We start from the raw sequence: 25,803 nt of genomic DNA on the forward strand, positions 1-25,803 counted from the left end.
AGGCCGCTCCTACAATGGTGCCCTCTTCCCTTGGACGAACCCCATGCATCCCGACTTCTGGCTCCAACGCTGGCATGACGGCCAGATCGGCTTCCATCGCAACGAGGTGATGCCGTTGCTGCAGAAGCACTGGCCCGACCTGCAGCTGCCCACCGGCAGCCGGGTGCTGGTGCCGCTGTGCGGCAAGACCCTGGACATGCATTGGCTGGCCGCGCAGGGGCACCGCGTGCTGGGCGTGGAGTTGTCATCGCTGGCCGTGGAGCAGTTCTTCGCCGAAGCCGGCCTCACCCCGCAGCGCCACCGCAGTGCCAACGGCGAGCACTACGTCGCCGGGCCGATCGAGATCATCTGCGGCGATGCCTTCGCGCTCGATGCGACACTGCTCTCCGACATCGCCGCGCTCTACGACCGTGCTGCGCTGATCGCCCTGCCGCCGGCGCTGCGCGAGCGCTATCGCGACACCGTCTATGCGCGCGTGCCGCAGGGCTGCCAAGGCGTGCTGATCACCCTGGAATACCCGCAGGACGAAAAGCAGGGCCCGCCGTTCTCGGTCGAGCAGCCCGAGGTGGAGCAGCTGTCCCGGCTGGGTTGGAAAGTGCAGTTGGAAGAGCGCCGCGACATCCTCGACCAACAACCGGACTTCCGCGCGCAGGGCGTGAGTGCGCTGTCCACGGCCGTGTATCGCTTGCTGCGCGGCTGAAGACCGCCCTCACCCCAACCCCTCTCCCGCAGGCGGGAGAGGGGCTCGGAGCGCTTGAGCTTGGCCGTGTAAGCCCCTCTCCCGCTTGCGGGAGAGGGGTTGGGGTGAGGGTCGCTTCAAGGAAAAGCCCCAGAAAGAAGAAGGGCGGCTCACGCCGCCCCTCCTCCGTCATCCCGATCAGTGCGCCGGGGTGCCCTTGGCGTCCATCTTGCTGGTCTGGTACAGCGCCAGGCCGATCCGCTTGATCAGGCCCAGCTGCTGCTCCAACCACCAGGCATGGTCTTCCTCGGTGTCACGCAACTGCGCGATCAGGATGTCGCGGCTCACGTAGTCGCCGTGCGCTTCGCACAGCTTCACGCCGGCGGCCAGGTTGGCGCGCACCTGGTATTCGACCTGCAGGTCCTTCTCCAGCATCTCCACCACGGTCAGGCCCGGCTCGAAGCCGTGCGGACGCATGTCCGGGTTGCCGCCCAGGAACAGGATGCGGCGCAGCAGCGCGTCGGCGTGCTCGGTCTCCTCCTCCATCTCGTGGCCGATGCGTTCGTACAGCGCCTGCAGGCCCTGGTCCTCGTAACGGCGGGAATGGATGAAGTACTGGTCGCGCGCAGCCAACTCGCCGCGCAGCAGCTCCTTCAGGCATTCGATGACTTCGGGTTTGCCCTGCATGGGGGTGCTCCTGATGGTTCGGAATGGGCATAGGGTGCCCTATCCCGCCGCGCAATGATCTAATCGGAATCACTTTCAGTTGCGCTTCCCCTCGCCGGCCCGCCTTTTGACACCTGCCGGCTTCACAAGCTGTCTACAATCGCCGGACACACCTGACCGGGGATAGGCCTGTGCTGCGTTGGCTGATGCGTTCACTGGGGATCTTGCTGGGTCTGTTGCTTGTTCTGGTTCTGGTCGTCTGGCTGCTGCTGCGCGGCAGCCTGGCCCAGCTGGATGGCGAGTTGCTGTTGCCCGGGCTCAGCGCCCCGGTCAGCCTTGATCGCGATGCCAACGGCATGCTCACCGTGCAGGCCGCCAATGAGGCGGACATGGCACGTGCGCTGGGCTACGTGCACGCGCAGGAGCGCTTCTTCGAGATGGACCTGATGCGGCGCGCCGCCGCCGGCGAGCTGTCCGAACTGTTCGGCGCCGCCGCCCTGCCCCGCGACCGCGCCATGCGCGTGCACCGGCTGCGGGCACGCACCCATGAAAACCTGGGCGTGGCGCTGGGCGACAAACGCACGGTCATCGAGGCCTACCGCGATGGCGTCAACGCCGGCCTGGCCGCCCTGCCGGTGCGCCCCTGGCCGTACCTGCTGCTGCGCCAGCGGCCACGGCCGTGGGAACTGGAAGACTCGGTCCTGACCGGCTTGGCCATGTATGCCGACCTGCAGGACACCAGCAATACCCGCGAACTGGCGCTGGGGCGCATCCGCGAGGTCGTGCCTCCGGCCCTGTATGCCCTGATCAGCCACGACGGCAGCAGCTGGGACGCGCCCCTGTTCGGAAACGCGCGTGGCGATGCGGTGCTGCCGGGGGCGGATGCCTTGGATCTGCGCGTTGCGCCGCCCGCGCAGGGCGACGCGACGGCAGCCCTCTCTCCACCCTCCGCGTCGCAGAGGGTCTCCCTCTCTCCCGCACGGCGGGAGAGAGGCCTCGGCGGGCCGCCGGAGGCGGCCGATTACTTTCCGGGGAGCAACAACTTCGCCGTGTCCGGGGCGCTCACTGCCGACGGCCGCGCGATCATCGCCGATGACATGCACCTCACCCTGCGCGCACCCAACATCTGGTTCCGCGCGCGCCTGCGCTATGCCGAACCCACCGCGCCGGACGGCAACATCGATGTCACCGGCTTCACCCTGCCCGGCCTGCCGGCGGTGATCGTCGGCAGCAACACGCACGTGGCCTGGGCGTTCACCAACAGCTACATCGACACCGCCGACTTCGCGCCGCTGCCTGCGGACACGCCGCTGCGCGAGCACGTGGAATCCATTGCCGTCGCCGGGCAGGCACCGGAACGGCTGCTCGTGCGTGAATCCGACTGGGGCCCGGTGCTGCATGACACCCCCGATGGCTCGCTGCTGGCGCTGCGCTGGGTGGGCCAGCTGCCCGGCGCGGTACGCCTGGACTTCGCCGACATGGCCAAGGCCGCCGACCTCGATGCCGCCTTTGCCGTGGCCGACCGCTCCGGCATCCCGGCGCAGAACCTGCTGGTCGGTGACCGCAAGGGTCGCATTGCCTGGCGGCTGATCGGCGCACGTCCGGACCGGAGCCCGGACTGCTCGCATGGCATCGACACCTCCACCCAGGCGGTGCCCGCCATGCCGGCGACGTGTAGCGCGTGGGCGATCCGCTCCGACCAGGCCCCGTCACTGGTCGACCCGCCGGACCACCGCCTGTGGACCGCGAACGGGCGCGTACTCGACGGCCCGGCGCTGGCCGTGGCCGGCAACGGGGGCTACGACTTCGGCGCACGCGCCCGGCAGATCCGCGACGGCCTGTTCGCACGCCAGCAGTTCACCGAACGCGACCTGCTCGCCATCCAGCTCGATGACCGCGCCCTGCTGATGGAACGCTGGTGGAAGCTGTTGCGGCAGACCGTCGAGCACAGCTGCGATCCCTCGCTGCAACGGCTGGAAGCGGCCACCCGCAGCTGGGATGGCCACGCCAGCGTCGACTCGGTCAGCTACCGGCTTGCCCGCGGCTTCCGCGGCATCCTGCTCGACAACCTGCAGGCCGCGCTGCTGGCACCCGCGCAGGCCACCTTGGGCGATGACTTCATCGCGCCCAACCTGCCGCAGCTGGAGGGCGTGGCCTGGCCACTGCTGACCGAACGGCCGGTGCACCTGCTGCCGCCACCGTTCAAGAGCTGGGATGCGTTGCTGACCGAGAGCGCCGTCCAGCTGGAGAAGGACCTCACCGCCCAAGGGGCGGACCTCACCCAGCGCACCTGGGGCGAACGCAACACGGCGGCCATCTGCCACCCGGTCAGCCGCGCACTCCCGGAACTGTTCAAGCGCTGGCTGTGCATGCCGCGCCAAGCCCTGGCCGGTGATGGCGACATGCCGCGCGTGGTCGGTCCCTCCTTCGGCGCCTCCGAGCGCATGGTGGTCTCACCCGGACACGAAGCCGACGGCATCGTGCACATGCCCGGCGGCCAGAGCGGTCATCCGTTGTCGCCGTTCTGGGGCGCGGGCCATGAGGACTGGGTCAAGGGCACGCCGACCCCGTTCCTGCCCGGGGAACGCGTGCACACGCTGCGCCTGAGCCCACGTTGATCCCGGCCGGCCGGAGCGCGTCCGGTCGGCGGGGCCACTGCAATGAAGCCCGGCCGGCCATGCGCCGCCGGGCCATCCCTCATGCGGTGGTCACTTCAACCGCACGGTCCACTCCACCTCCAGCATGTCCTGGGCATTGAACAGGCGCTCCACCTGTACCCAGGAGGCGGCCGGATAGCGACCATCGGCAAAGAACGCCTTTCGTTCCGGGATGGCCTTGACCAGGGCATCCATGTCGGTGGTGAACGCGGTTTCCTTCACCACCTGGCTGCTGTCGGCACCGAAACGCTGCAGGATCTCGTTCAATTTCCCGTAGCAGCGCTGCACCGCCTCCTGCATGTCCTTGCCCCGGCACGGCACGCCGGAGATATGCAGCGTGTCGCCGTCACGGACCACGCCGCTGTAGCCGATGTCGGCCTCCCAGCTGCCCAGCGAATGCCGCTCCAGCGGGACCTCCGTCGCCTGCGCCAGGCCACACGCCAACAGGCCGGCAATTCCCGGCATCAATGCGCGCATCATTCCTCCTCCCCGTCATGGAAATGCCGTCACCGGCGATGGATACGACGGGACCCGCATCCGTGCGGGCCCCGTCGCGCTGCTCAACCGGCCAGTGCCTGCTCATGCACGCCGGCCACGGCGCGACCGGAGGGGTCGGCCATGTTGGCGAAGCTGGCATCCCAGGCAATCGCGGCCGGCGAGGAACAGGCGATCGACTTGCCGCCCGGCACCGTCTCCGACGCCGCGCGGCTCGGGTAGAACTGTTCGAACAGGTGGCGATAGTAGTACGCCTCCTTGGTCTGCGGCGGGTTGTACGGGAAGCGCTTGTCGGCCGCGGCCAGCACGCGGTCGCTGACCTGCTCCTCGGCGTGCGCCTTGAGCCCGTCGATCCAGCCGTAGCCGACGCCGTCGCTGAACTGCTCCTTCTGCCGCCACAGGATCTCCTTCGGCAGGTAGCCCTCGAAGGCTTCGCGCAGCACCGCCTTCTCGATGCGGCCGGTGCTCTTGTCGACCATCTTGTAGCGCGCGTCCAGCTGCATCGCCACGTCCATGAACTCGCAGTCCAGGAACGGCACGCGCGGCTCCACGCCCCAGGCCATCATCGACTTGTTGGCGCGGAGGCAGTCGTAGTAGTTCAGCGCATCGATCTTGCGCACCAACTCCTCGTGGAACTCGCGTGCGTTCGGTGCCTTGTGGAAGTACAGGTAGCCGCCGAATATCTCGTCGCTGCCTTCGCCGGACAGCACCATCTTCACGCCCATCGCCTTGATCCGGCGCGCCAACAGGAACATCGGGGTCGAGGCGCGGATGGTGGTGACGTCATAGGTCTCGATATGCCGGATCACTTCCGGCAGCGCGTCCAGCCCTTCCTCGAAGGTGTACTCGAACCCGTGGTGGACGGTGCCCAGTGCCTCGGCGGCAACCTTGGCCGCGGCCAGGTCCGGCGAGCCCTTCAGGCCGATGGCGAAGCTGTGCAGGCGCGGCCACCAGGCCTCGCTCTGGCCGCCGTCCTCGATGCGATGGCGTGCATAGCGCGCGGCCACCGCCGCGACCAGCGACGAATCCAGCCCCCCGGACAGCAGCACGCCATACGGCACGTCGGTCATCAGCTGGCGGTGCACGGCGCGCTCGAACGCCTCGCGCAGTTCCTGCAGCGGCACCTGCACGCCATCGACCGCGTCATAGTCGCGCCACGGCCGCTCGTAGTAGCGGGTCAGCGTGTCGGTGCTGCTGTCGTACCAGTGGCCCGGCGGGAACTGCGCCACGTCGGCGCAGGTATCGGACAGCGACTTCATCTCCGAGGCCACGCACAGGCGGCCCTGCTTGTCATGCCCCCAGTACAGCGGCACCACGCCGATCGGGTCGCGGGCGATGATCGCGCGGCCCTTGGCCTTGTCCCACAACGCGAAGGCGAAGATGCCGTTGAGGCGGTTGAGGAACGATGCCGGTTCGTCCTGCCGGTACAGCGCGTTGATCACCTCGCAGTCCGAACCGGTCTGGAAGGCGTAGGGCTGGGCGAGTTCCTTCTTCAGCTCCTGGTGGTTGTAGATCTCGCCGTTCACCGCCAACGCCAGCTCGCCGTCCTCGGACAGCAGCGGCTGCGAGCCGCCGGCCGGATCGACGATGGCCAGGCGCTCGTGCACCAGGATGGCGCCGGTGTCGACGTAGACACCGCTCCAGTCCGGGCCGCGGTGGCGCTGGCGCTGGGATTGGTCAAGCGCCTGGCGACGCAGCGCCTGCAGGTCATCGCCCGGTTGCAGGCCGAAAATGCCGAAGATGGAACACATGGGAAAGCTCCTGGGGTTGTGTGGGGACAAGCATTCGAAGCAACGGCATGAGGACGGCGCAGCCGCTTGGTATTCCCGCCCGGCCACAAAAAAACCCGCATCGACCGATGCGGGTTTTCTGGTGTCCTGAGCGTGTTGCCTGTTCTAGCTCTGGTCGCAGTCCCGCATCGGCCGCGCACGATTATTCGCGCGCAGATTATTGCGGTTGTTGTTGTTGACGGCGGTGGCCAGGAACGAGGACATGACGCTGACCGTATCCCTGTTTTGGCGACCGCGCAACTGTTGCTCGCGCAACCGATTCAGCGGGTGGGCCGCCACGGTCCCGGATAATCCCCTGCCCTGCCAGGACTTCACGGATGATCCCCCACGCTCCCCGCCTGCTCCTGGGCGCGCTCGCCCTGTTCATCCTGGCCGGCTGCGCGTCCACCCGGACACACCGGCCAAGCGACGACAGCGAACGCCAGGCCCTGGCCGCCACCGCCGATGGCCAGTTCGATTCGGCCCAGCGCATGGCACGCCTGTACCGGTCCCGCAACGATCCGCGGGCACTGGACTGGTACGCACGCGCCGCGGCGATCCCGCCCCGCACCCACCACAGCGCCAGCGCCGAGGAACAGCTCGGGACGATCCTGGAACGTGGCCGGCTCGACAGTGGCGATGCCCCGCAGGAACCCGGGCACGTCGTGCTCAAGCCATCGCCACGCAAGGCCTACCGCTGGTACCGCAGCGCCGCCTACCACGGCTCGCCCTATGCCATGGCCGACCTGGGGCGGTGGCATGCCGATCGCGGTGACATGGCCGGCGCGCTGCGGTGGCGGATGCGCCACGCGGTCTACATGCGCGAGTTGTACAAGCTCGCGCCCCTGCGCGCGGCGGCGGGTGAGCCGGCATCGGTCGGCCGCCTGCGCCTGGACGGGCCATCCTTGAACGCCGTGATCGCGCGCATCCAGCGCGACGCCGCGCGTGGCGACGCCGAGGCGCAGGTCGATCTCGGCGCGCTGCACGAAGCCGGACTGGGCGTGGCCGAAGACACCGCCGAAGCCCTGCGCTGGTACCAGCGCGCGGGCGCACAGGGCAACGTCTACGGGCAGTACTTCGCCGGACTGGCACTGGGACGCGGCAGCAAGGGACTGCAAGCCGACGTGGACGCTGCGGCCGCGTGGTTCGCACAGGCGCAAGCCCAGCAGTTCTATCTGGCCGAAGAGGCCTACTGGCGCAAGGCCATCGCCCCGCCCTTCTTCATCTTCGAATAGGGCGCCTGCCCCGCGCGCGGGTCCTGCATCGTCGAATACCGGCCGCCGCGTCGCCGCCGGCGGGCAGCAGCTAGGCGAGCAGGCGCTCGATCAGCCGCTGGTACAGCGCCGGCAAGGCTTCCAGGTCAGCCACGCGCACGTTCTCGTCCACCTGGTGGATGCTGGCGTTCACCGGCCCGACCTCGATGCACTGCGCGCCCAGCGGCGCGATGAAGCGGGCATCGGAAGTGCCACCGCCGGTGCTTTCTTCCGGCGGCGCGCCGGCGAACCCGGCCAGCACCTCGCGCGCGACGCTGCGCAGGCGCCCTTCCGGCGTGTAGAACGGCTCGCCGCTGCGATGCCAGTTCAATTCGTAGTCCAGGCCATGGCGATCGAGCAACGCGGTGATCTCCGCCTCCAGCTGGTCGGCATTCCAATGGGGGTTGTAGCGCAGGTTGAACATCACCTGCAGCTCGCCGGGGATCACGTTGTTGGCGCCGGTGCCGGCGTTGATGTTGGACACCTGCAGGCTGGTCGGCGGGAAGCTCTCATAGCCATCGTCCCAATGCCGCGCGGTCAGCTCGGCCAACGCCGAAGCGGCCAGGTGGATCGGGTTGCGCGCCTTGTCCGGATAGGCCACGTGACCCTGCACGCCCTTCACCCGCAGCTTGGCCGACAGGCTGCCACGCCGGCCCACGCGCAGCAGGTCACCGAGCCTTGCGGTGGAAGAAGGCTCGCCGGTGATGCACCAGTCGATGCCCTGCCCGCGCTCGCGGAACAGGCGCGCCACGTGGCGCACGCCATCGATGGCATCGCCCTCCTCGTCGCTGGTCAGCAGTACCGCCAACGTGCCCGGATGCTGCGGATGCGCGGCCACGAACTGCTCGGCGGCGACCACGAACGCGGCCACGCTGCCCTTCATGTCGGCCGCACCGCGCCCATACAGCACGCCTTCGCGCACGACCGGGGTGAACGGTTCACTGGCCCATTGCTCGGCCGGGCCGCTGGGCACCACGTCGGTGTGACCGAGCAGCACCAGCACCGGCGCACCACTGCCGTGGGTGGCCCACAGGTTGTCGACTTCGCCCAGGCGCAGGTGCTCACAGTGGAAGCCGGCGGCGGCCAGGCGCCCGCCGATCAACTGCTGGCAACCGGCATCGTCCGGGGTTACCGAGGGGCGCGCGATCAACGCGCAGGTCAGGTCGAATACGTCGCTCATGGGGGGCCTCGTTCGAGGGTGCGCCGGGGTTTGCGCCACGGTTGTTTCGGCGGTGGTGGTTTCGCGGCCGAGGCCGCGCCTACGTTGGATTCAGGCGATGTCGAAGCGCTTCTTGAAGCCGTTGTCGCTGAAGCCCTGGCTGAACTGGCCATCCTCGGTGATCACCACCGGGCGCTTGATCAGCTGCGGGTATTCGCGCAGCAACAACTTCCATTCCGCGTCCGAGGCGGCGCCCTTGCGGTTGTCCGGCAGCTGCCGCCAGGTGGTCGAGGACTTGTTGATCATCGCCTCGAAACCGCCGGCCTTGCCGGCCCATTCCAGCAGCGTTTCCGGGCTGGGCTTGTTGTCGCGGTAATCGATGAAGGTGTAGGCGACGTTGAAGCGGTCCAGCCACTTGGTGGCCTTCTTGCAGGTGTCGCAGTTCTTCAAACCGAAAACGGTGGTCATTGTCCAATGCTCGCGATGATGTACTCCCCTCTCCCGTGTACGGGAGAGGGGTTGGGGGTGAGGGCAAGCTCCAGGTTTGCGTGCATCAACAGCACAGAAGCGCCCTCATCCGGTGCTTCGCACCACCTTCTCCCGCTCGCGGGAGAAGGGAACGCCAGGGGCGGCTGCGTTAGTCGGCCAGGCCGCGCAGCAGGTCGTTGACGCTGGTCTTGCTGCGGGTCCGGGCATCAACCTGCTTGACGATCACCGCGCAGTACAGCGAATGGGTGCCGTCCTTGGACGGCAGCGAACCGCTGACCACCACGCTGTACGGGGGGATGTAGCCGTAGCTGATCTCGCCGGTGGCGCGGTTGTAGATGCGGGTGCTCTGGCTCAGGAACACGCCCATGCCGATCACGCTGTGATGGCCGACGACCACGCCTTCCACCACTTCCGAACGCGCGCCGATGAAGCAGTGATCCTCGATGATGGTCGGGCTGGCCTGCAGCGGCTCCAGCACGCCACCGATGCCGGCACCGCCGGACAGGTGGCAGTGCTTGCCGATCTGCGCGCACGAGCCCACCGTGGCCCAGGTGTCGACCATGGTGCCCTCGCCCACGTGCGCGCCGATGTTGGTGAAGCTCGGCATCAGCACCACGTCCTTGCCGAAGTGCGTGCCGCGGCGGGCGATCGCGCCCGGCACCACGCGCACGCCGGCCTGGCGGAAGCGGGTTTCGTCATAGCCTTCGAAGCGCGATTCGACCTTGTCCCAGAACGGTGCCGGACGGCCTTCCATCACCGCCATGTCGTTGACGCGGAAGTACAGCAGCACCGCCTTCTTCAACCATTCGTTGACCTTCCAGCCGCCATTGCCATCGGGCTCGGCGACGCGGAATTCACCCGACTCCAGTCCATCGATCACGCGGTTGACCAGCGGGCGGGTCGACCCTTCGATCTCGTCGACGGTCAGCATCGCGCGGCGCTCGAACGCGCTCTCGATGCTGAACTTCATCTCCGCCACGCCCGGCGCCGGCGGCTTGCGCAGGCTGCGCGGCCCCACCGATTCGATGGTCTTCGGCTTGGCGGCGGCCACCGCCTTGTTCACTACCGGCTTGGCCGCTGCAGCGGGCTTCTTCACCGCCGGCTTCTTCACCACCGGCTTCTTTGCAACGGGCTTCTTCGCAACAGGCGCGGGGGCTGCCGGCTTGGCAGCGGTCTTCTTGGTCGGTGCAGCCTTCTTGGCGGCGGGTTTCCGGGTGGCCATCAGTGGGGGTCTCCTGGCGTTTTTTCAGGCTCCAGGCTGGCCAGCAACGCTTCGCGCAGGGCCTGCCGGGAGGATTCGGTAAGGGGTTGGTCGTGCCGGTCGGTCAACTGGAACTGGTCTTCGGCGCGCTCGCCGAACGTGGCGATGCGCGCATCCTGCACGCGCAGTTGCTGGTCACGCAGGACATGCGCCACGTCGGCCAGCAGGCCGGGGCGATCCGGCGCCACCAGGTTCAACAAGGTGCGGTCGGCATGCGTGGACTCGATGAACTCGATCCGCGGCGCGAAGCGGAAATGCTTGAGCTGGCGTGGCATCACCCGCCGCGCCGGCCGCAGGATCTGGATATTGCCGGCCAGCGCCTTGCGCAGCGCCGCCTCCAGCCGTGCGGTATCGCCATCGGCGAAGTTCACCGCTGGCGTCACTTCGAACGTATCGAAGATGGTGTCGTCCGGGCCGTCCAGCACGCGCGCGCGGTGGATGCCGTACCCGGCGCGGTCCAGCGTCATCACGATGGCGGCGAACAGGCCATCGCGGTCCGGCGAATGCACGAACACTTCCAGTGCATCGCTCTCCGGGGTGATGCGGCGCACCTTCACCAGCGTGCCGCCCTTGCGCACCTCCACCAGCGAGGCTGCCTGCCACACCAGCTGTTCGGGACGGAAGCGCAGGAAGCTCTCGTCCGGCATCGCCGCGAACTGGCGGTCGATCACCGCGTCGGCATGGCCGAGCAGCCGCATCTGCTCGCGCACGTTGTCACGTGCTTCCTGCACGCGCTCGGCTTCGGGCAAGGTGTGCTCGCCACCTTCGCGCAGCGCGCGACGGGTGGCGAAGTACAGGTCGGCCAGCAGGCGGTCCTTCCAGGCATTCCACAACTTGGGGCTGGTGCCGGCGATATCGGCGCAGGTCAGCAGGTACAGGTAATCCAGCCGGTCGCGGTCGCCCACCAGCGCGGCAAACCGCTGGATGACGTCCGGGTCGGTGATGTCCTGCTTCTGCGCGGTCACCGACATGCGCAGGTGCTGTTCCACCAGCCACGCCACCAGTTCGGTGTCGGAGGCGCTGAGCTCATGTGCGGCGCAGAACCCGCGTGCATCCACCGCTCCCAGCTCGGAATGGTCGCCGCCGCGGCCCTTGGCGATGTCGTGGAACAGGCCGGCCAGCAGCAGCAACTCGGGCTTGCGCAGGCGCGGCCACACTTCATGGGCGATGGAGAAGCGCTCGTCCGCGCGCCCGGAAGCGAACAGGCCGATGTTCCGCAGCACCATCAAGGTGTGCTGGTCCACCGTGTAGACGTGGAACAGGTCGAACTGCATGCGCCCGGACACCTGCGCGAACGCCGGGATCCACTGGCCGAGCACGCCCAGGCGTGCCATCCGGGCCAGCGTGTCGACCGCGCGCGGGCCGCGCAGCAGCGCCATGAACTGGTCGCGCACCACCACGTCCACCTCGGTGTACGCGGGGATCTCGTCCAGCATCTCGGCCAGGCCACGCGCGGTCATCGAATGCAGGCCACGCACGTCCGGGGTGCGTGCCCAGCAGGCAAACAGCGCAAACAGGCTGCGGATGTCGCCATGCGGCCAGGCGGGGTCGTCGGCGGACAGGTAACCGCGGCGCAGCGAGAAACCATCGCCCACCGGCTCCGGGCTCGCCTCGCCGTCGAACTGTTCCTCGAAGCGCTGCAGCAGGCGGTCGCTGATGCGACGGATCACCGCGGCGCTGCGATAGAAGCCCTGCATCATCTTTTCCACGCCCAGGCTTTCGGCGTCATCGACGAAGCCCATGCGCGCGGCGAGCGTCTTCTGGTGATCGAAGCGCAGCCGTTCCTCGGCACGCTGGGCGACCAGGTGCAGGCCGAAGCGCAACCGCGCCAGCACCAGCCGCTCGCGCTTGAGGGCAGCGGCCTCGTCCAGGCCCAGGTGGCCCAGGCCCACCAGCGCGTCGATGTTGCTCACCCCGAAGGCGCGCAGCGCCATCCAGCCCAGCGTGTTGAGGTCGCGCAACCCGCCCGGGCCGTCCTTGATGTCCGGCTCCAGGTTGTCGGCGGTGTCGCCAAAGCGCTGGTGCCGCCGCTGCAGTTCCTCGCGCTTGGCCAGGAAGAATTCGCGCGCCGGCCAGACCAGCCCAGGGGCGACCGCGCGCGCCAGCGCCTGTTGCGCGGCGTTGCCGGCGCACAACGGGCGTGCCTCGATCAACGCAGTCAACACGGTCTGGTCGGCGGCGGCCCGGGTGCACTCCTCGGCCGAACGCACTGCATGGCTGGCCGGCAGGCCGGCGTCCCACAGCAGCGCGAACAGGCGCGCCAGGTCCGCCTCATGCGCCTGTTGGGCCGGCACCTCGCCCAGCACCAGCAGGTCGATGTCCGAGCGCGGGAACAACTCCCCCCGCCCGTAGCCGCCGACCGCGAACAGGGACAACGCGGCATCGCCGATGCAGCGCTGCCAGGCCTGGCGGATCAGCAGGTCGGCCGCGCGCGCGCGCAGCCCGAGCAGGCGCTCGACGTTGTCGCCCTGCTCGAAGCGTTTGCACAACCGCGCATCGGTATGCGCCAGTGATTGCCGCGCCTGCGCGGCCCACTGCGCATCACCGGCAGGATCTGCCGGCGCGTCCGGTACGGAATCGACCTGACCCGCCGGCAGTTGGCTCATGCCTGCGCGGATTCGGCCGGCGACAGCGTCAGCACTTCCACGCCGTCTTCAGTCACCGCGATCATGTGCTCCCACTGGGCCGACAGCTTGCGGTCCTTGGTCACCACGGTCCAGCCGTCGGGCAGTACCTTGGTGTAGCGGGTGCCTTCATTGATCATCGGCTCGATGGTGAAGGTCATGCCCGGCTTGAGCACCAGGCCCTGGCCCGGACGGCCGTAGTGCAGCACCTGCGGCTCGTCGTGGTAGACCTTGCCGATGCCATGCCCGCAGTACTCGCGCACCACGCTGAAGCGTTCGGATTCGGCGTACTCCTGGATGGCGTGGCCCACGTCGCCCAGCGTCGCGCCCGGCTTGACCGCACGGATGCCGCGCCACATGGCTTCCCGGGTGGTCTCCACCAGGCGCTTGGCCATCACCGACGGGGTGCCGACGTAGTACATGCGGCTGGTGTCACCGTGCCAACCGTCCTTGATGACGGTCACGTCGATGTTGACGATGTCGCCGTCCTTCAACACCTTGGCCTCGCTCGGGATGCCATGGCAGATGACGTTGTTGACCGAGGTGCAGACGGTCTTGGGGAACCCGCGGTAGCCCACGTTGGCCGGGATCGCACCCTGCACGTTGATGATGTGATCGTGGCAGATGCGGTCCAGTTCCTCGGTGGTGACACCGGGCTTGACGTGCGGACCAATGATGTCGAGCACCTCGGCAGCCAGGCGGCCGGCGATGCGCATCTTCTCGATTTCTTCAGGGGTTTTCAGTTGGATTGCCATCGGCGGATTATCGCGCATTTGGGGAGATCGCTGAACCTTTCACATTATTAAACGTTTAGGTGCCCCGGCAGCCGACCGGACCGGCCGACCTTGCCGTCAAGGCCCGCGCCCGCTCCGCCAGCCCACGGTTGCCGCCAAGGCCCTGCTGACAGCAGCCCTGTCGAATTGGCGGCAATTTGGCCGACAAACATCACAAAAATCCCGGATCCGGCCATATCTCATCCTTTGGCCCGGCGGCCAGACAGCACACTGGATCCCGCACCTGCTCCCACATTCCTGCCTTGCTGCAAGGGCTCGCCAACGCGGCAGCCGGTGCCCCACTCCCCCCGCGCAAGGATCCCAATGAACGCTCGTACCGCTCATCTGTTCGCCGGCCTGTTGGCCGCCTCCCTGCCCAGCGCCGCCCTCGCCGCCACGGATGCCACCCAGTTCCAGGTCAAGATCGTCATCACCGAGTCCTGCGATGTGCACACCATCAGCGCCACGGACATCGACTTCGGCACCCACGCGCGCTCCACCGACGCCACCCCGATCGACAAGCAGGGCGCCCTGCAGCTCAACTGCACCAAGGGCACGCCCTACCAGATCGCCATGAATGCCGGCCTCAACCCGACCAGCCCCACGGCATCGGCCGACAACCGCAGGATGGTCAGCGCCGACAACCGCTACGTCCGGTATGGCCTGTACCGCGACGCAGCGCGCACCGACTTCTGGGGCGATGTGAGCAACACCAACACCCTGGCCGGCACCGGCACCGCGGCCACACAGTCCATTCCGGTGTATGGACGCGTCCCGGGTACCGATGCCCCCGCCGGCACCTATGTGGACACGGTCACTGCCACCGTCACGTACTGAGCGGGCCCCTCATGTCCCCACGCCACCCGCCCGCATCGCGGGTGGCGGGCCTGCGCAGGCTCGCCACCGCCGCATTTGCGTTGCTGCTGATCGCCGCGGGCAGCACACATGCGGGCAACCTGCAGGTCGCCCCGATCCTGTTGGAGTTTGCCCATGGCCAGCACTCGCAGACGCTCTGGCTGGCCAACACCGGGCAGCACCCGCTGCGCGCGCAGATCCGCGTCCAGCAGTGGACACAAGCGGGTCAGCAGGACGTGTTGCATTCCTCCGACGCCCTGCTCGCCAGTCCGCCACTGATCGAGATCGCGGCGGGCCACAGCCAACTGGTACGGCTGGTACAGGCCGAACCCGGCATCAATGACCGGGAGAAAGCGTTCCGCCTGATCGTCGACGAGTTGCCCGGCGACGCGGATACCCCCGCCCCTGGCCTGCAGTTCCTGCTGCGCTATTCCATCCCCGTGTTCGTACTGCCGCCCGGTGCAGTTCCCCAACTGGAGCGCAGCGGCGGCCGCCTGCCAACGGACGCACACCACCTGCAGGGCCACTGGACGATGGAACGCGGCAACCTCTCCCTGGCGCTGCACAACCACGGCACACAACGCATCCGCATCAGCCAGCTGAGCTGGGTGACGCCCACGGGCCCGGACATCGAATTGTCTCCGGGCCTGCTGGGCTACGTGCTGCCGGGTGCCGGCGTGCGCTGGACACTGCCCCTGCCTTCGCCCCTGCACGGCAACGGCACGCTTCACGCAAGACTCAATGACGACACCGACCCACAAGCGCTGCCGCAGATCACTGCCGGCCAGTAGGCTTCGGCAGGTCGTTGCCGCCGCGGTCACCGGGCTCGCCCTGGCCGACGCCCCTGCCAATGATGCGATGGATATCGCGGTCGACGAGCACGTGCTTTACCTGGACACCCGCGTCAACGAGGCCACCAGCGGCAAGCTGGCACGCTTCGTACGACGCGGTGACGTGCTGCTGGCCAGTCCGGCCACCCTGTGGAAACTGGGGCTCCGACTGCCGGCCGCGGTTGCCACCCGGCACCTGGTCGAACTGCCCTTGCTGGCGGGGCTCAGCGTGCAGTACGACGCACCACGGCAACGCCTCGACCTGCTGGCGCCGGTGGAGATGCTCGACCGCCCGGTGACGCATATCGACCTGACCCGCGCCGAGGCCGCACCGCGCGATGCACGCCAGCGCGTGCCCGGTGCGGTGCTCAACTACGACCTGTACGGCCAGCGCTCCGGCGAGGGAAGCAACCTCAGCAGCTTCAACGAACTGCGCCTGTTCGGCGTGGGCCGTGGCGTCTGGAGCAACACGATGCGCAGCCGCCTGCATGCCGGGCCCGCCAAGGCGGACGTCCGCGCCCGCAACACGCGCCTGGACAGTCGCTGGCAGCTGGATCCCCCCGAATCCATGATCACCCTGACCGTGGGCGACACCACCACCAGTGCGCTGGAATGGTCACGCGCGACGCGTATCGACGGCATTCGACTGTCGCGCAACTTCGCCCTGCAGCCTTACCGCATCACCACTCCCCTGGCCGCATTCTCCGGCGAGGCGGTGTTGCCCTCCACGGTGGACCTGTACATCGACGGCATCCGGCAATCCACCCATTCCCTGCTCCCCGGCCGCTTCCAGCTGGATGGCAGCCCTTCGCTCAACGGCTCGGGCCAGGCGCAGCTGGTCATCACCGATATCAACGGACAACGTCGCGCGCTGGACTTCAGCCTGTATGGCAGCCCCCGCCTGCTGCAGGCGGGGCTGTCGGACTGGTCGCTGGAGGGCGGGGTAATCCGACGCGAATACGGCCAGCGTTCCCTCCGTTACGGCGACTTCCCCCTGGCCAGCGCCAGCCTTCGCCATGGCATGAGCAAGCACCTGACCCTGCAGACCCATGTCGAGGGCAGTCACGGCATCGGCCAGGCCGGAGCCGGCGCGGTCCTGCTGCTTGGCCAGCGTGGCGGGGTAGTCAGCGGCTCGTGGGCGAGCAGTCGCGCCGGTGCCAGGACGGGCCAGCAACGGGGGCTGGGCTACCAATGGACGTCACCGCGGCTTGCCGCCGCGGCCAGCACGTTGCGCCGCAGCGCGGACTATCGCGACGTGGCCGCCGTGCATGAGGGCGCCACCTTGCCGCGCCGGACCGAACAGGCCTCCCTCGGCATCAGCACCCCAGCCGGACAGCTGGGCCTGAGTTATGTGATGCAGCAGCACCCGGATACCTCGCGCAACCGCCATGCAGGACTGAACTGGTCCATGACGTCCCCCGGCGGTGCGCTGCTCAACCTCAGCGTCAACCGCGACCTCACCGACCACCGCGGCGAGAGCGCATTTCTGTACTGGTCGATGCCCCTGGACCGGCACACCGCCACGGCTGCGTCCATCGGCCATGACCGCGGCGGCAACAGCCTGTCCGTGGAAGCCCATCGCAGCGCCCGCCGCGAGCAGGGCGAACTGGGCTGGCGCGCGCAGGCCAGCGTGGGCAATCACCGCTATGGCGCGCACGGGGAAATCAGTCAGCACGGCAACCATGGCCAATGGACGGCCGGCCTGGACCACGACAACCGCAGCGGCAACAGCCCGCTGCTCTACGCCGGTGTCAACGGCGGACTCGCCTGGCTGGGCGGGCGCCTGCACACCCTGCCCCGTGTCGATGACGCCTTCGCCCTAGTATCCACCAGCGGCGTGGCCGGCGTCCCGGTGCAACTGGAGAACCGCACCGTCGGTGTCACCAACAAGCATGGACAGCTGTTGATCCCGCAACTCACTGCCTGGCAACGCAACCAGCTGTCCATAGACCCGCTGGACCTGCCGGCCGACATGCTGCTGGAGACCGTCCGGCATGACGCCGTACCGGAAACACGCAGCGCGATCCAGGTGGCGTTTGCGATGCGCCGCACCCTGGCCATCCAGTTCGGCGTGCGCGACCGGGCCGGCCAATGGTTGCCGGCTGGCAGCCGCCTCACCCTCAAGGCACCCGGCGCCCCACCGGCCACCACGCTGGTGGGTCACGAAGGCAAGGTCTACCTGCTCGATCCGCCCCCGCTGGCACACCTGCACTTCCGCGCCGACGGCGACGCCTGCAGCACCGCCGTACCCGAAGCGCCCTTGCGCGAAGGGCGCATCAACCTGGCCGATGTGGTCTGCCAATGAGCCATTCCTGTACTCCCCTGCGCCGTCCCGGCCCCCTGATGTGCATCCACTCCAGGAGCCACGCCCACGCATGGCCAACGCGGGTGCTGTTGGCCCTGGCCATCCTGTTGGCGCCCTGCCTGTCGTTTGCTGCCTACCCGGTGTGCACTGTCCGCCAGCAGGCATCCCTGGATTTCGGCACCGTCTCCGGCAGCGGTGCGCGCGATGCCAGCGCTTACCTTCGCGTGGAATGCAGCGGTGACACCAACACCTTGATCAGCACCGCCCTGTTCCGGGTCTGCCTGTTCATCGGCGAAGGCTCGCCTGCCGGCATCGCACCACGGCGGATGTACAACGGCACGGATGCCTACATGAACTATGACCTCTACTCTGATTCCAGCCGGACGCTGATGATCGGCACACCGGGATCCAACCATCCCCTGCACAGTGCCACCTTCGGCGTCGCCCCGCGGGCCACCTACTACCATGACTTTCCCATCTATGGCCGGGTACGGGCGGGGCAGAACCTGCCCGCCACCGCGGCCTACAAAGGGCTGCCAACCAATTCGATGGTGCGGTACAGCTACGGCTACGTGTACACACCGACGGAAAGCGAGTGCCGCGCCGGGACGCCAGGCCACTTTGGCGGTGCCGGCATCGCCAATTTCACCTGGAGCGGGATCCACGCACGCGCCGCCAACACCTGCAGAATCTCCACCGCTACCGACATGGATTTCGGCACGGCCGGCGGCTTGGCTGCCGCGCTGGAGCAGACCTCGACCATCCGGTTCAAGTGCCCGACCAATACCGCATGGCACGTCACCCTGAACGATGGCGCCTACGCCCAGGCAGGCCGTCGCTTCATGAACGCAGGCGGCAAGCGCCTCGGCTACGAGTTGTACCGGGACCCCGCGCTGCTCGAACGCTGGGGCAATACCCGGGCCACCGGGGTCAGTGGCATCGGCACCAATGTCGAACAATCACTGACGGTCCATGGCCGTGTCTTCAGCGACCCCGCCGCCGCACCGGGCAGCTACCGCGACACCATCACGGTCACGCTCACCTTCTGAAGGTGCTGCCCGCCCAGCCCGGCACCCGCGCCGGCAGCTACACGGACACCGTCACCGTGACCCTGACCTACTGATCCGCCCATCTGCCCGCCCCCAGGCGCCGCCGGGCCTGGCAATTTGCGGCCGACACCCGCTACCGCTATACTTTGCGGGCTTTGCCGGGCCCTGCCCTGTCAAATGCCGCCCACGCCGTGCGTCATCGGTGAATCCACACCCTTCGCCCCCATCCGTGCCGGGGTGCCCTGCCAGTCAGGGTTCGGCCACGGAGGCGTCGGGGAAGCCCAACCCCGGAACCTACCGCTTCAATGCGGACTGCCCTTCCTTTTACCCGGCAGCCGGTTCCCCGTCAGGAGTTTTTGCAATGCCCCAGATCACCATGCGTCAGATGCTGGAAGCCGGCGTCCACTTCGGCCACCAGACCCGCTACTGGAACCCCAAGATGGCTCCGTACATCTTCGGCGCCCGCGGCAAGATCCACATCATCAACCTGGAAAAGACCGTCCCGCTGTTCAACGATGCGATGAACTTCATCTCCTCCGTTGCCCAGAAGCGCGGCACCATCCTGTTCCTGGGCACCAAGCGCAGCGCGCGCGAAGCCATCAAGGAAGAAGCCGAGCGTTGCGGCATGCCGTTCATGAACCAGCGTTGGCTGGGCGGCACCCTGACCAACTTCCGCACCGTGAAGCAGTCCGTTGCCCGCCTGAAGGAACTGGAAGCCGGTGAAACCGACGGCACCTTCGACAAGCTGGTCAAGCACGAAGTGCTGGGCCTGCGCCGCGAGCGCGACAAGCTGGAAGCTTCGCTGGGCGGCATCAAGGAAATGAACCGCCTGCCGGACGCCATCTTCGTCATCGACATCGGTCACGAAGACATCGCCATCAAGGAAGCCAAGAAGCTCGGCATCCCGGTGATCGCCGTGGTCGACACCAACTACAACCCGGAACTGGTGGACTACGCCATCCCGGGCAACGACGACGCCATCCGCGCCGTGCAGCTGTACGCCCGCGCCGCCGCTGACGCCGTGCTGGAAGGCAAGGCCGCTGCTCCGAACGCCGCCTCGGTGCGCGAGGAAGAGTTCGCCGACGCCGACGCCGGCGAAGAAGCCAAGCCGGCTCGCCGCGCTCCGGCCAAGAAGGGCGCCAAGAAGGGCGACGAGGCTTCGGCCTGATGCACCCGGCGGGCGCAGCCCCTGCGCCCGCTCTCCCTGTACCGGCAGCCCAGCGCGCCGGCTTCTGACAGGGCCACGTAACAACGGCCGGCGACCATTGCCGGCCTGCCCCTTTCTATTCGTGAGGAAATTCCATGGAAATCACTGCTTCCCTGGTCAAGGAACTGCGTGAGCGCACCGGCGCCGGCATGATGGAGTGCAAGAAGGCTCTGTCCGAAACCAATGGCGACATCGACGCCGCTGCCGAGGCCCTGCGCAAGTCCGGCGCCGCCAAGGCCGACAAGAAGGCTGACCGCGTCACCGCCGAAGGCCGCATTGGCGTCGCCGTCGACGGCGGCAAGGCCGTGCTGGTCGAAGTGAACTCGGAAACCGACTTCGTCGCCAACGACGTCAACTTCAAGGCATTCGTTGATTCCGTCGCCCTGGCCGCCCTGGCCTCCGGCGCCGGCGACGTGGAAGCCCTGAAGTCGGCCAAGCTGCCGACCGGCGAGACCGTCGAGGAAACCCGCGCCACCGCCATCCAGAAGCTGGGCGAGAACATCCAGATCCGCCGCCTGGTCAAGGTTGACGGCAACAACACCGTGGGCGCCTACGTGCACTCCAACGGCAAGATCGGCGTGCTGGTCGACCTGGCCGGCGGCAACGCCGAGCTGGCCAACGGCCTGGCCATGCACGTGGCCGCGATGAACCCGCCGCACAACAAGGCCGCCGACGTGCCGGCCGAGTTCGTTGCCAAGGAAAAGGAAATCGAGCTGGCCAAGATGACCGACAAGGACAAGGCCAAGCCGGCCGAAATCCTGGAAAAGATCATCAGCGGCAAGATCAACAAGATCATCAGCGAAGTGACCCTGTACGGCCAGGCTTACGTGCTGGACAGTGACAAGACCGTCGAGCAGGCCGTCAAGGCCGCCGGTGGCGACGTCGTCGGCTTCCAGCGCCTGATGGTCGGCGAAGGCATCGAGAAGGTGGTGGAAGACTACGCCGCCGAAGTTGCCAAGGCCATGCAGGTCTGATCCCTGCCTGAGCCCGCAACACCCGAAGAAGCCGCGGACCTCCGCGGCTTCTTTGTTTTTCCGCAAACCGAAGCACACGGGAAGTGCAACCACTTTCATGCAAAACCATGACGCCCCTTTCATATTCGAGGGGTGTCTGTATGCTTTGAGGGATTGCCTCCTGCCTGCCTGTCATGTCGCCCGAGCTCAACGCTGCACTGTCCCTCTGCCGCAACCTGCCCTCGCCGCCTGCCATCGCCGTCCGCCTGATCGAGCTGGCGCAGGATCCGGAGACCGATATCGCCACCGCGGCCGATGTCATTGCACTGGATATGGGCCTGAGCGCGCGCATGATGCGCATCGCCAACTCCCCGCTCTACGCCAGCCGCCGCCGCATCGAGAACCTCGGCCAGGCGCTGACCATGCTCGGCCTCAACGCCACCCTGCAGCTCGCACTGGGTTTCAGTCTCTCGCGGGCCCTGGAGGACGACGCACGCAACGCGCAACTGCATGAGGCGGTCTGGCGCCGCGGCATCCTCAGCGCACTGGGCGCCCGCTACCTGGGCCTGGCCATCGGCGTGCGCCGCCTCGAGGAACTGATGCTGGCCGGGCTGCTGCAGGACATCGGCATCCTGGCCCTGCTGCAGGTCCGGGCCGACAGCTACCCGGCCATCCTGGCCGATGCCACCAGCAACGACAGCCTGCTCGACCACGAGCGCGCCCTGTTCGACTGCACCCACGCCGACATTGGTTCCCGGCTGGTGGAGATGTGGGGCCTGCCCCACTACCTCACCCATGCCATCGCGCACAGCGAACCCCCGGCCGAACCGGCCGACCCGTTCGAGCGCTGCGTGGCGCTGTCCGGCGCGCTGGCCGAGATGTGGCTGGCCGACGACGTTGACGCGGCCCGTGCCCACGCGCTGAACCTGGTCCACACCCAGCTGGGCCTGGACAGCGCCCAGTTCGAGCAGGTCCTGCAGCAGATGAGCCAGATGCTGCCGGAGATCAGCGCACTGTTCGACATCCCGGTCCCCTCGCCGGCACGCATCACCTACCTGCTCGACCACGCCAGTGAGCTGATGGCCCTGCGCAACCTGCGCGAACTGCAGGACGCCAGCGCCTCGCACCGCCGCGCCGACGATTTCGAGGCCCAGGCCCGGCGCCTGTCCGAACAGGCCCACCTGGATGCCCTGACCGGCGTGCTCAACCGGCGCCAGCTGGAAGTCGTGCTGGAACAGGAGTTCACCCGCGCCAGCGCCGCCGCCCGGCCGCTGTCGGTGGCCTTCATCGACCTGGACGACTTCAAGAAGATCAACGACCAGCACGGCCACCTGGTCGGCGACCAGGTGCTGCAGGCCTTCGCCAGCCGGCTGCAGGGCCAGCTGCGCGGCACCGACACCGTCGCCCGCTTCGGCGGCGAGGAGTTCGTGGTGCTGTTCCCGGGCGCGAACGAGCAGATCGCGGTGGAAGTGATCCGCCGCGTGCTGCAGGTCATCACCCAGACCCCGATGGCCATCGTCAACGAGGCGCCGCTGTACGTCACCTTCTCCGCCGGGGTGGCCACCCATGGCGCCTACGAGCGCTTCAGCGACACCCGCGGCCTGCTCCAGGCCGCCGACGACGTGCTCTACCGCTCCAAGAACCTGGGGCGCAACCGGGTCATCGCCCGCGCACCGTCCCCGGTGTCGCAACCGTCCGCCTGCTGAACCGGCGGGCGGCAATTCCCGCAAATTGTCGCCGCACTGCAACAAAGCTCTGACTGTACGACCCGGGTTCCGTTAGAATTCCCGCGTTTTCCAGCCACCAGAGGTCGTCATGTCCAAACTCGCCTACCAACGCATCCTTCTGAAACTCTCCGGGGAGGCGCTGATGGGAGATGAGGACTACGGCATCGACCCCAAGATCATCAACCGCCTGGCGCGTGAGGTCATCGAAGCCCAGCAGGCCGGCGCCGAAGTGGCGCTGGTGATCGGCGGCGGCAACATCTTCCGTGGCGCCGGCCTGGCCGCCGGCGGCATGGACCGCGTCACCGGCGACCAGATGGGCATGCTGGCCACGGTCATCAACGCGCTGGCCATGCAGGACGCGCTGGAGAAGCTCGGCGCCAAGGCGCGCGTGATGAGCGCGATCAAGATCAACGACGTGTGCGAGGACTACATCCGCCGCCGCGCCATCCGCCACCTGGAAAAGGGCCGCCTGGTGATCTTCGCCGCCGGCGTCGGCAGCCCGTTCTTCACCACCGACTCCGGTGCCGCGCTGCGCGCCATCGAGATCGGCGCGGACCTGCTGCTCAAGGCCACCAAGGTCGACGGCGTCTACGACAAGGACCCGAACAAGCACGCCGACGCGGTCCGCTACGACACCCTGAGCTACGACCAAGTCATCAGCCAGGGCCTGGAAGTGATGGACACCGCCGCCTTCGCCCTGGCCCGCGACAGCGACCTGCCGCTGCGCGTGTTCGACATGGGCCAGCCGGGCGAACTGCTCAAGATCCTGCACGGCGAGAACATCGGCACCCTCGTCCACGGCCGCGACGCACACTGACCTTCCACGGTTCCGGTCCGATGGAGGGGGGTCTTCGCCTATAATCGCCCGGTTCCAGCACCATCAAGGATTCGGGCGATGATCAACGACATCAAAACCACGGCGCAGACGCGCATGGCAAAGAGCCTCGACGCTCTGCGCCACACCCTCACCACCATCCGTACCGGCCGTGCCTCCCCGGCGCTGCTGGACGGCATCAAGGTCAAGGCCTACGGCACCGACACCCCGCTGAACCAGGTGGCCAGCATCAGCGTGTCCGAAGGCCGCTCGCTGGTCATCACCCTGTTCGACAAGAACATGATCAAGGAAGTCGAGAAGGCCATCTACGCCTCGGACATCGGCATCACCCCCACCACCATGGGCACGGTGATCCGCCTGAACCTGCCGCCGCTCACCGAGGAGCGCCGCAAGGAACTGGCCAAGTCGGTCAGCAAGGAAGGCGAGGAGACCAAGGTCGGCATCCGCAACATCCGTCGCGATGCCAACCAGGACGTGGCCAAGCTGCTCAAGGACAAGGCCATCACCGAGGACGACGACCGTCGCGCCCAGGACGACATCCAGAAGCTGACCGACAAGGCCATCAAGGACGTCGACGACATCGTCAAGCAGAAAGAACAGGAACTGATGGCGGTCTGACCGGTGCCATCCGTCCTGCCCAGCGGCACACCCGCACCGCGCCTGCCGGGCCACATTGCCATCATCATGGATGGCAATGGGCGCTGGGCGCAGCAACGCCGTCGGCCGCGCATGATCGGCCACCGCGCCGGCGCGCGCGCGGTCAACCGCACCATCGACTTCTGCCTGGAACGCGGCATCGCCGCGCTCACCCTGTTCGCGTTCTCCAGTGAAAACTGGGGCCGCCCGCAGGACGAGGTGGATGCGCTGATGAAGCTGTTCCTCGGCGCGCTGGACCGCGAGGTGGATGAACTCCACCGGCGCGGCGTGCGCGTGCGCTTCATCGGCGACCGCTCCCGCTTCGCCGCCAGCATCGTCCAGCGCATGGACAAGGCCGAGCAGCGCACCGCGGCCAACGCCACGATGACCCTGAGCATCGCTGCCAGCTACGGCGGCCGCCAGGACATCGCCATGGCCGCCCGACGTCTGGCCGAGCAGGTCGCCGCGGGCACGCTGCGCCCCGACCAGGTCGACGAGGCCCTGCTCGGGCAACACGTCGCCCTGGCCGACATGCCGCCGCCGGACCTGTTCATCCGCACCGGTGGCGACACCCGCATCAGCAACTTCCTGCTGTGGCAGCTGGCCTATACCGAACTGTGGTTCACCGAGGTGCTGTGGCCGGACTTCGATGCTGCCATCCTTCAACAGGCACTGGATGACTATGCCGGGCGCGAACGCCGCTTCGGCCTGACCAGCGCCCAGATCGCCGCCGGCAAGGCGGCCGAGAGCGCCCTTCCATGACCAAGACCCGAGTGATCGCCGCGCTGATCATGGCCCCGGTGGCCATCTGCGCGATTCTGCTGCTGCCCACCCAATGGCTGGCGGCCGCGGCCGCGCTGGTGTTCCTGGTCGGGCTGTGGGAGTGGCTGAAGCTGTCCGGCGTGGACGGCCTGCCGCGCACCGTGCTGCTGGTCCTGAACCTGCTGCTGATGGTGCTGCTGGTCTGGGCTTCGGCCGGCTATGACGTGCTGTTCCAGCTGACCGCGCTGATCGGCGTCGGTTTCTGGTTGCTGGCCCTGCTGTGGTTGCGCTTCTTCAATTTCGGCGCGCACGAGGAAAGCGGCGCCCGCCCGCTCAAGCTGGCGGCCGGCACGCTGGCGATCGTGCCGGCCTGGGCCTCGCTGGTGCTCATCCACGGCAGCGAGCCGAACGGACACCGCTGGCTGCTGACCGCCCTGACCCTGGTCTGGGCGGCCGACTCCGGCGCCTACTTCGCCGGCCGCGCCTTCGGCAAGCACAAGCTGGCCCCGCGCATCAGCCCCAACAAGACCATCGAAGGCCTGCTTGGCGGCCTGGTCGCCGGCATGGTCACCGCGGGCGTGTTCGGCTGGATCGCCGGAGTGCAGATGTCGCAGTTCGGCTGGCTGATGCTGGTGGCGGCCATCGCCGTGCTGGCCTCGGTGCTCGGCGACCTGTTTGAAAGCCTGCTCAAGCGCCACGCCGGCGCCAAGGATTCGGGCCACGTGATCCCGGGCCACGGCGGCGTGCTGGACCGCATCGACGGTGTGCTGGCCGCGCTGCCGGTATTCGCGCTGGGCAAGGAAATCTTCGGTTTCTGAC

Annotated in this window: 23 protein-coding genes; 14 read left to right on the forward strand and 9 right to left on the reverse strand. The window is 67.8% G+C overall.

The features are described from left to right. Nucleotides 1–43: 43 nt before the first annotated feature. Complete coding sequence (locus AC06FE_RS02460) at nucleotides 44–700, forward strand: thiopurine S-methyltransferase (protein ID WP_478072146.1); 657 nt, start codon at nucleotides 44–46, stop codon at nucleotides 698–700. Nucleotides 701–877: 177 nt separating this feature from the next. Here the strand turns inward: AC06FE_RS02460 and AC06FE_RS02465 are convergent, their stop codons facing one another. Beyond that, nucleotides 878–1,366 carry a bacterioferritin gene (locus AC06FE_RS02465; protein WP_132865112.1) on the reverse strand — a complete coding sequence of 163 codons (489 nt, stop codon included), beginning with the start codon at nucleotides 1,364–1,366 and terminating at the stop codon, nucleotides 878–880. A gap of 185 nt (nucleotides 1,367–1,551) precedes the next feature. On the opposite strand from AC06FE_RS02465, the gene AC06FE_RS02470 reads away from it, so the two are divergent. Beyond that, nucleotides 1,552–3,963, forward strand: a complete 2,412-nt coding sequence (locus AC06FE_RS02470; protein ID WP_478072362.1) for a penicillin acylase family protein — start codon at nucleotides 1,552–1,554, stop codon at nucleotides 3,961–3,963. A 90-nt stretch (nucleotides 3,964–4,053) separates the two neighbouring features. Here AC06FE_RS02470 and AC06FE_RS02475 read toward each other — a convergent pair whose 3' ends face one another. The 3 genes from AC06FE_RS02475 to AC06FE_RS02485 form a co-directional block, all read right to left on the reverse strand. Continuing rightward, nucleotides 4,054–4,482, reverse strand: coding sequence for a RidA family protein (locus AC06FE_RS02475; protein WP_192287986.1), 429 nt, complete (start codon nucleotides 4,480–4,482; stop codon nucleotides 4,054–4,056). A gap of 80 nt (nucleotides 4,483–4,562) precedes the next feature. Continuing rightward, nucleotides 4,563–6,248 carry an asparagine synthase B gene (gene asnB, locus AC06FE_RS02480; protein WP_478072147.1) on the reverse strand — a complete coding sequence of 562 codons (1,686 nt, stop codon included), beginning with the start codon at nucleotides 6,246–6,248 and terminating at the stop codon, nucleotides 4,563–4,565. 144 nt (nucleotides 6,249–6,392) lie between these two features. Beyond that, on the reverse strand, nucleotides 6,393–6,602 hold the full coding sequence (locus tag AC06FE_RS02485) for a hypothetical protein (RefSeq protein WP_478072148.1): 210 nt from the start codon (nucleotides 6,600–6,602) through the stop codon (nucleotides 6,393–6,395). A gap of 2 nt (nucleotides 6,603–6,604) precedes the next feature. On the opposite strand from AC06FE_RS02485, the gene AC06FE_RS02490 reads away from it, so the two are divergent. After that, nucleotides 6,605–7,501: a tetratricopeptide repeat protein gene (locus AC06FE_RS02490; protein WP_478072149.1), complete on the forward strand. Its 897-nt coding sequence runs from the start codon at nucleotides 6,605–6,607 to the stop codon at nucleotides 7,499–7,501. Between the two features lie 70 nt (nucleotides 7,502–7,571). Here AC06FE_RS02490 and dapE read toward each other — a convergent pair whose 3' ends face one another. The 5 genes from dapE to map form a co-directional block, all read right to left on the reverse strand. Then, complete coding sequence (gene dapE / locus AC06FE_RS02495; protein WP_313251484.1) at nucleotides 7,572–8,699, reverse strand: succinyl-diaminopimelate desuccinylase; 1,128 nt, start codon at nucleotides 8,697–8,699, stop codon at nucleotides 7,572–7,574. A gap of 90 nt (nucleotides 8,700–8,789) precedes the next feature. Then, the gene (locus tag AC06FE_RS02500; RefSeq protein WP_478072150.1) at nucleotides 8,790–9,146 is read right to left on the reverse strand and encodes a Spx/MgsR family RNA polymerase-binding regulatory protein; all 357 of its coding nucleotides are present in this window, start codon (nucleotides 9,144–9,146) and stop codon (nucleotides 8,790–8,792) included. A 169-nt stretch (nucleotides 9,147–9,315) separates the two neighbouring features. Then, nucleotides 9,316–10,389 carry a 2,3,4,5-tetrahydropyridine-2,6-dicarboxylate N-succinyltransferase gene (gene dapD, locus AC06FE_RS02505; protein ID WP_478072151.1) on the reverse strand — a complete coding sequence of 358 codons (1,074 nt, stop codon included), beginning with the start codon at nucleotides 10,387–10,389 and terminating at the stop codon, nucleotides 9,316–9,318. Next, nucleotides 10,389–13,034: a [protein-PII] uridylyltransferase gene (locus tag AC06FE_RS02510; RefSeq protein WP_478072152.1), complete on the reverse strand. Its 2,646-nt coding sequence runs from the start codon at nucleotides 13,032–13,034 to the stop codon at nucleotides 10,389–10,391. The genes dapD and AC06FE_RS02510 overlap by 1 nt, the downstream gene beginning before the upstream one ends. Next, the gene (map, locus tag AC06FE_RS02515; RefSeq protein ID WP_132865122.1) at nucleotides 13,031–13,807 is read right to left on the reverse strand and encodes a type I methionyl aminopeptidase; all 777 of its coding nucleotides are present in this window, start codon (nucleotides 13,805–13,807) and stop codon (nucleotides 13,031–13,033) included. Before map ends, AC06FE_RS02510 begins: the two co-directional genes overlap by 4 nt. 342 nt (nucleotides 13,808–14,149) lie before the next feature. Here map and AC06FE_RS02520 point away from each other — a divergent pair, with 342 nt between their 5' ends. The 11 genes from AC06FE_RS02520 to AC06FE_RS02570 all read left to right on the forward strand — a co-directional run bounded on the left by AC06FE_RS02520 (nucleotide 14,150) and on the right by AC06FE_RS02570 (nucleotide 25,802). Continuing rightward, entirely contained in the window at nucleotides 14,150–14,662 is a 513-nt protein-coding gene (locus tag AC06FE_RS02520; protein ID WP_478072153.1) for a Csu type fimbrial protein, read from the forward strand. Between the two features lie 11 nt (nucleotides 14,663–14,673). Further along, nucleotides 14,674–15,471 (forward strand): fimbrial biogenesis chaperone, encoded by a 798-nt coding sequence (locus AC06FE_RS02525; RefSeq protein ID WP_478072154.1) that lies wholly within the window; start codon nucleotides 14,674–14,676, stop codon nucleotides 15,469–15,471. Next, nucleotides 15,422–17,815 (forward strand): fimbria/pilus outer membrane usher protein, encoded by a 2,394-nt coding sequence (locus tag AC06FE_RS02530; RefSeq protein ID WP_478072155.1) that lies wholly within the window; start codon nucleotides 15,422–15,424, stop codon nucleotides 17,813–17,815. Before AC06FE_RS02525 ends, AC06FE_RS02530 begins: the two co-directional genes overlap by 50 nt. 83 nt (nucleotides 17,816–17,898) lie before the next feature. Further along, nucleotides 17,899–18,864, forward strand: a complete 966-nt coding sequence (locus AC06FE_RS02535; RefSeq protein WP_478072156.1) for a Csu type fimbrial protein — start codon at nucleotides 17,899–17,901, stop codon at nucleotides 18,862–18,864. Nucleotides 18,865–19,225: 361 nt separating this feature from the next. After that, on the forward strand, nucleotides 19,226–20,032 hold the full coding sequence (gene rpsB / locus AC06FE_RS02540) for a 30S ribosomal protein S2 (RefSeq protein WP_192287973.1): 807 nt from the start codon (nucleotides 19,226–19,228) through the stop codon (nucleotides 20,030–20,032). Between the two features lie 134 nt (nucleotides 20,033–20,166). Next, nucleotides 20,167–21,045 (forward strand): translation elongation factor Ts, encoded by an 879-nt coding sequence (gene tsf, locus AC06FE_RS02545; protein ID WP_192287972.1) that lies wholly within the window; start codon nucleotides 20,167–20,169, stop codon nucleotides 21,043–21,045. A gap of 173 nt (nucleotides 21,046–21,218) precedes the next feature. Further along, entirely contained in the window at nucleotides 21,219–22,730 is a 1,512-nt protein-coding gene (locus AC06FE_RS02550) for a GGDEF domain-containing protein (RefSeq protein ID WP_192287971.1), read from the forward strand. Between the two features lie 109 nt (nucleotides 22,731–22,839). Then, entirely contained in the window at nucleotides 22,840–23,568 is a 729-nt protein-coding gene (gene pyrH, locus AC06FE_RS02555; RefSeq protein WP_132865134.1) for a UMP kinase, read from the forward strand. A gap of 78 nt (nucleotides 23,569–23,646) precedes the next feature. Then, the gene (frr, locus tag AC06FE_RS02560) at nucleotides 23,647–24,204 is read left to right on the forward strand and encodes a ribosome recycling factor (protein WP_132865135.1); all 558 of its coding nucleotides are present in this window, start codon (nucleotides 23,647–23,649) and stop codon (nucleotides 24,202–24,204) included. Between the two features lie 3 nt (nucleotides 24,205–24,207). Then, nucleotides 24,208–24,984: a polyprenyl diphosphate synthase gene (gene uppS / locus AC06FE_RS02565; protein ID WP_132865136.1), complete on the forward strand. Its 777-nt coding sequence runs from the start codon at nucleotides 24,208–24,210 to the stop codon at nucleotides 24,982–24,984. Continuing rightward, nucleotides 24,981–25,802 carry a phosphatidate cytidylyltransferase gene (locus AC06FE_RS02570; RefSeq protein WP_192287970.1) on the forward strand — a complete coding sequence of 274 codons (822 nt, stop codon included), beginning with the start codon at nucleotides 24,981–24,983 and terminating at the stop codon, nucleotides 25,800–25,802. The genes uppS and AC06FE_RS02570 overlap by 4 nt, the downstream gene beginning before the upstream one ends. The last annotated feature ends 1 nt before the right edge of the window (nucleotide 25,803 follow it).

This window comes from Stenotrophomonas sp. Steno-C18 (genome assembly GCF_056393195.1).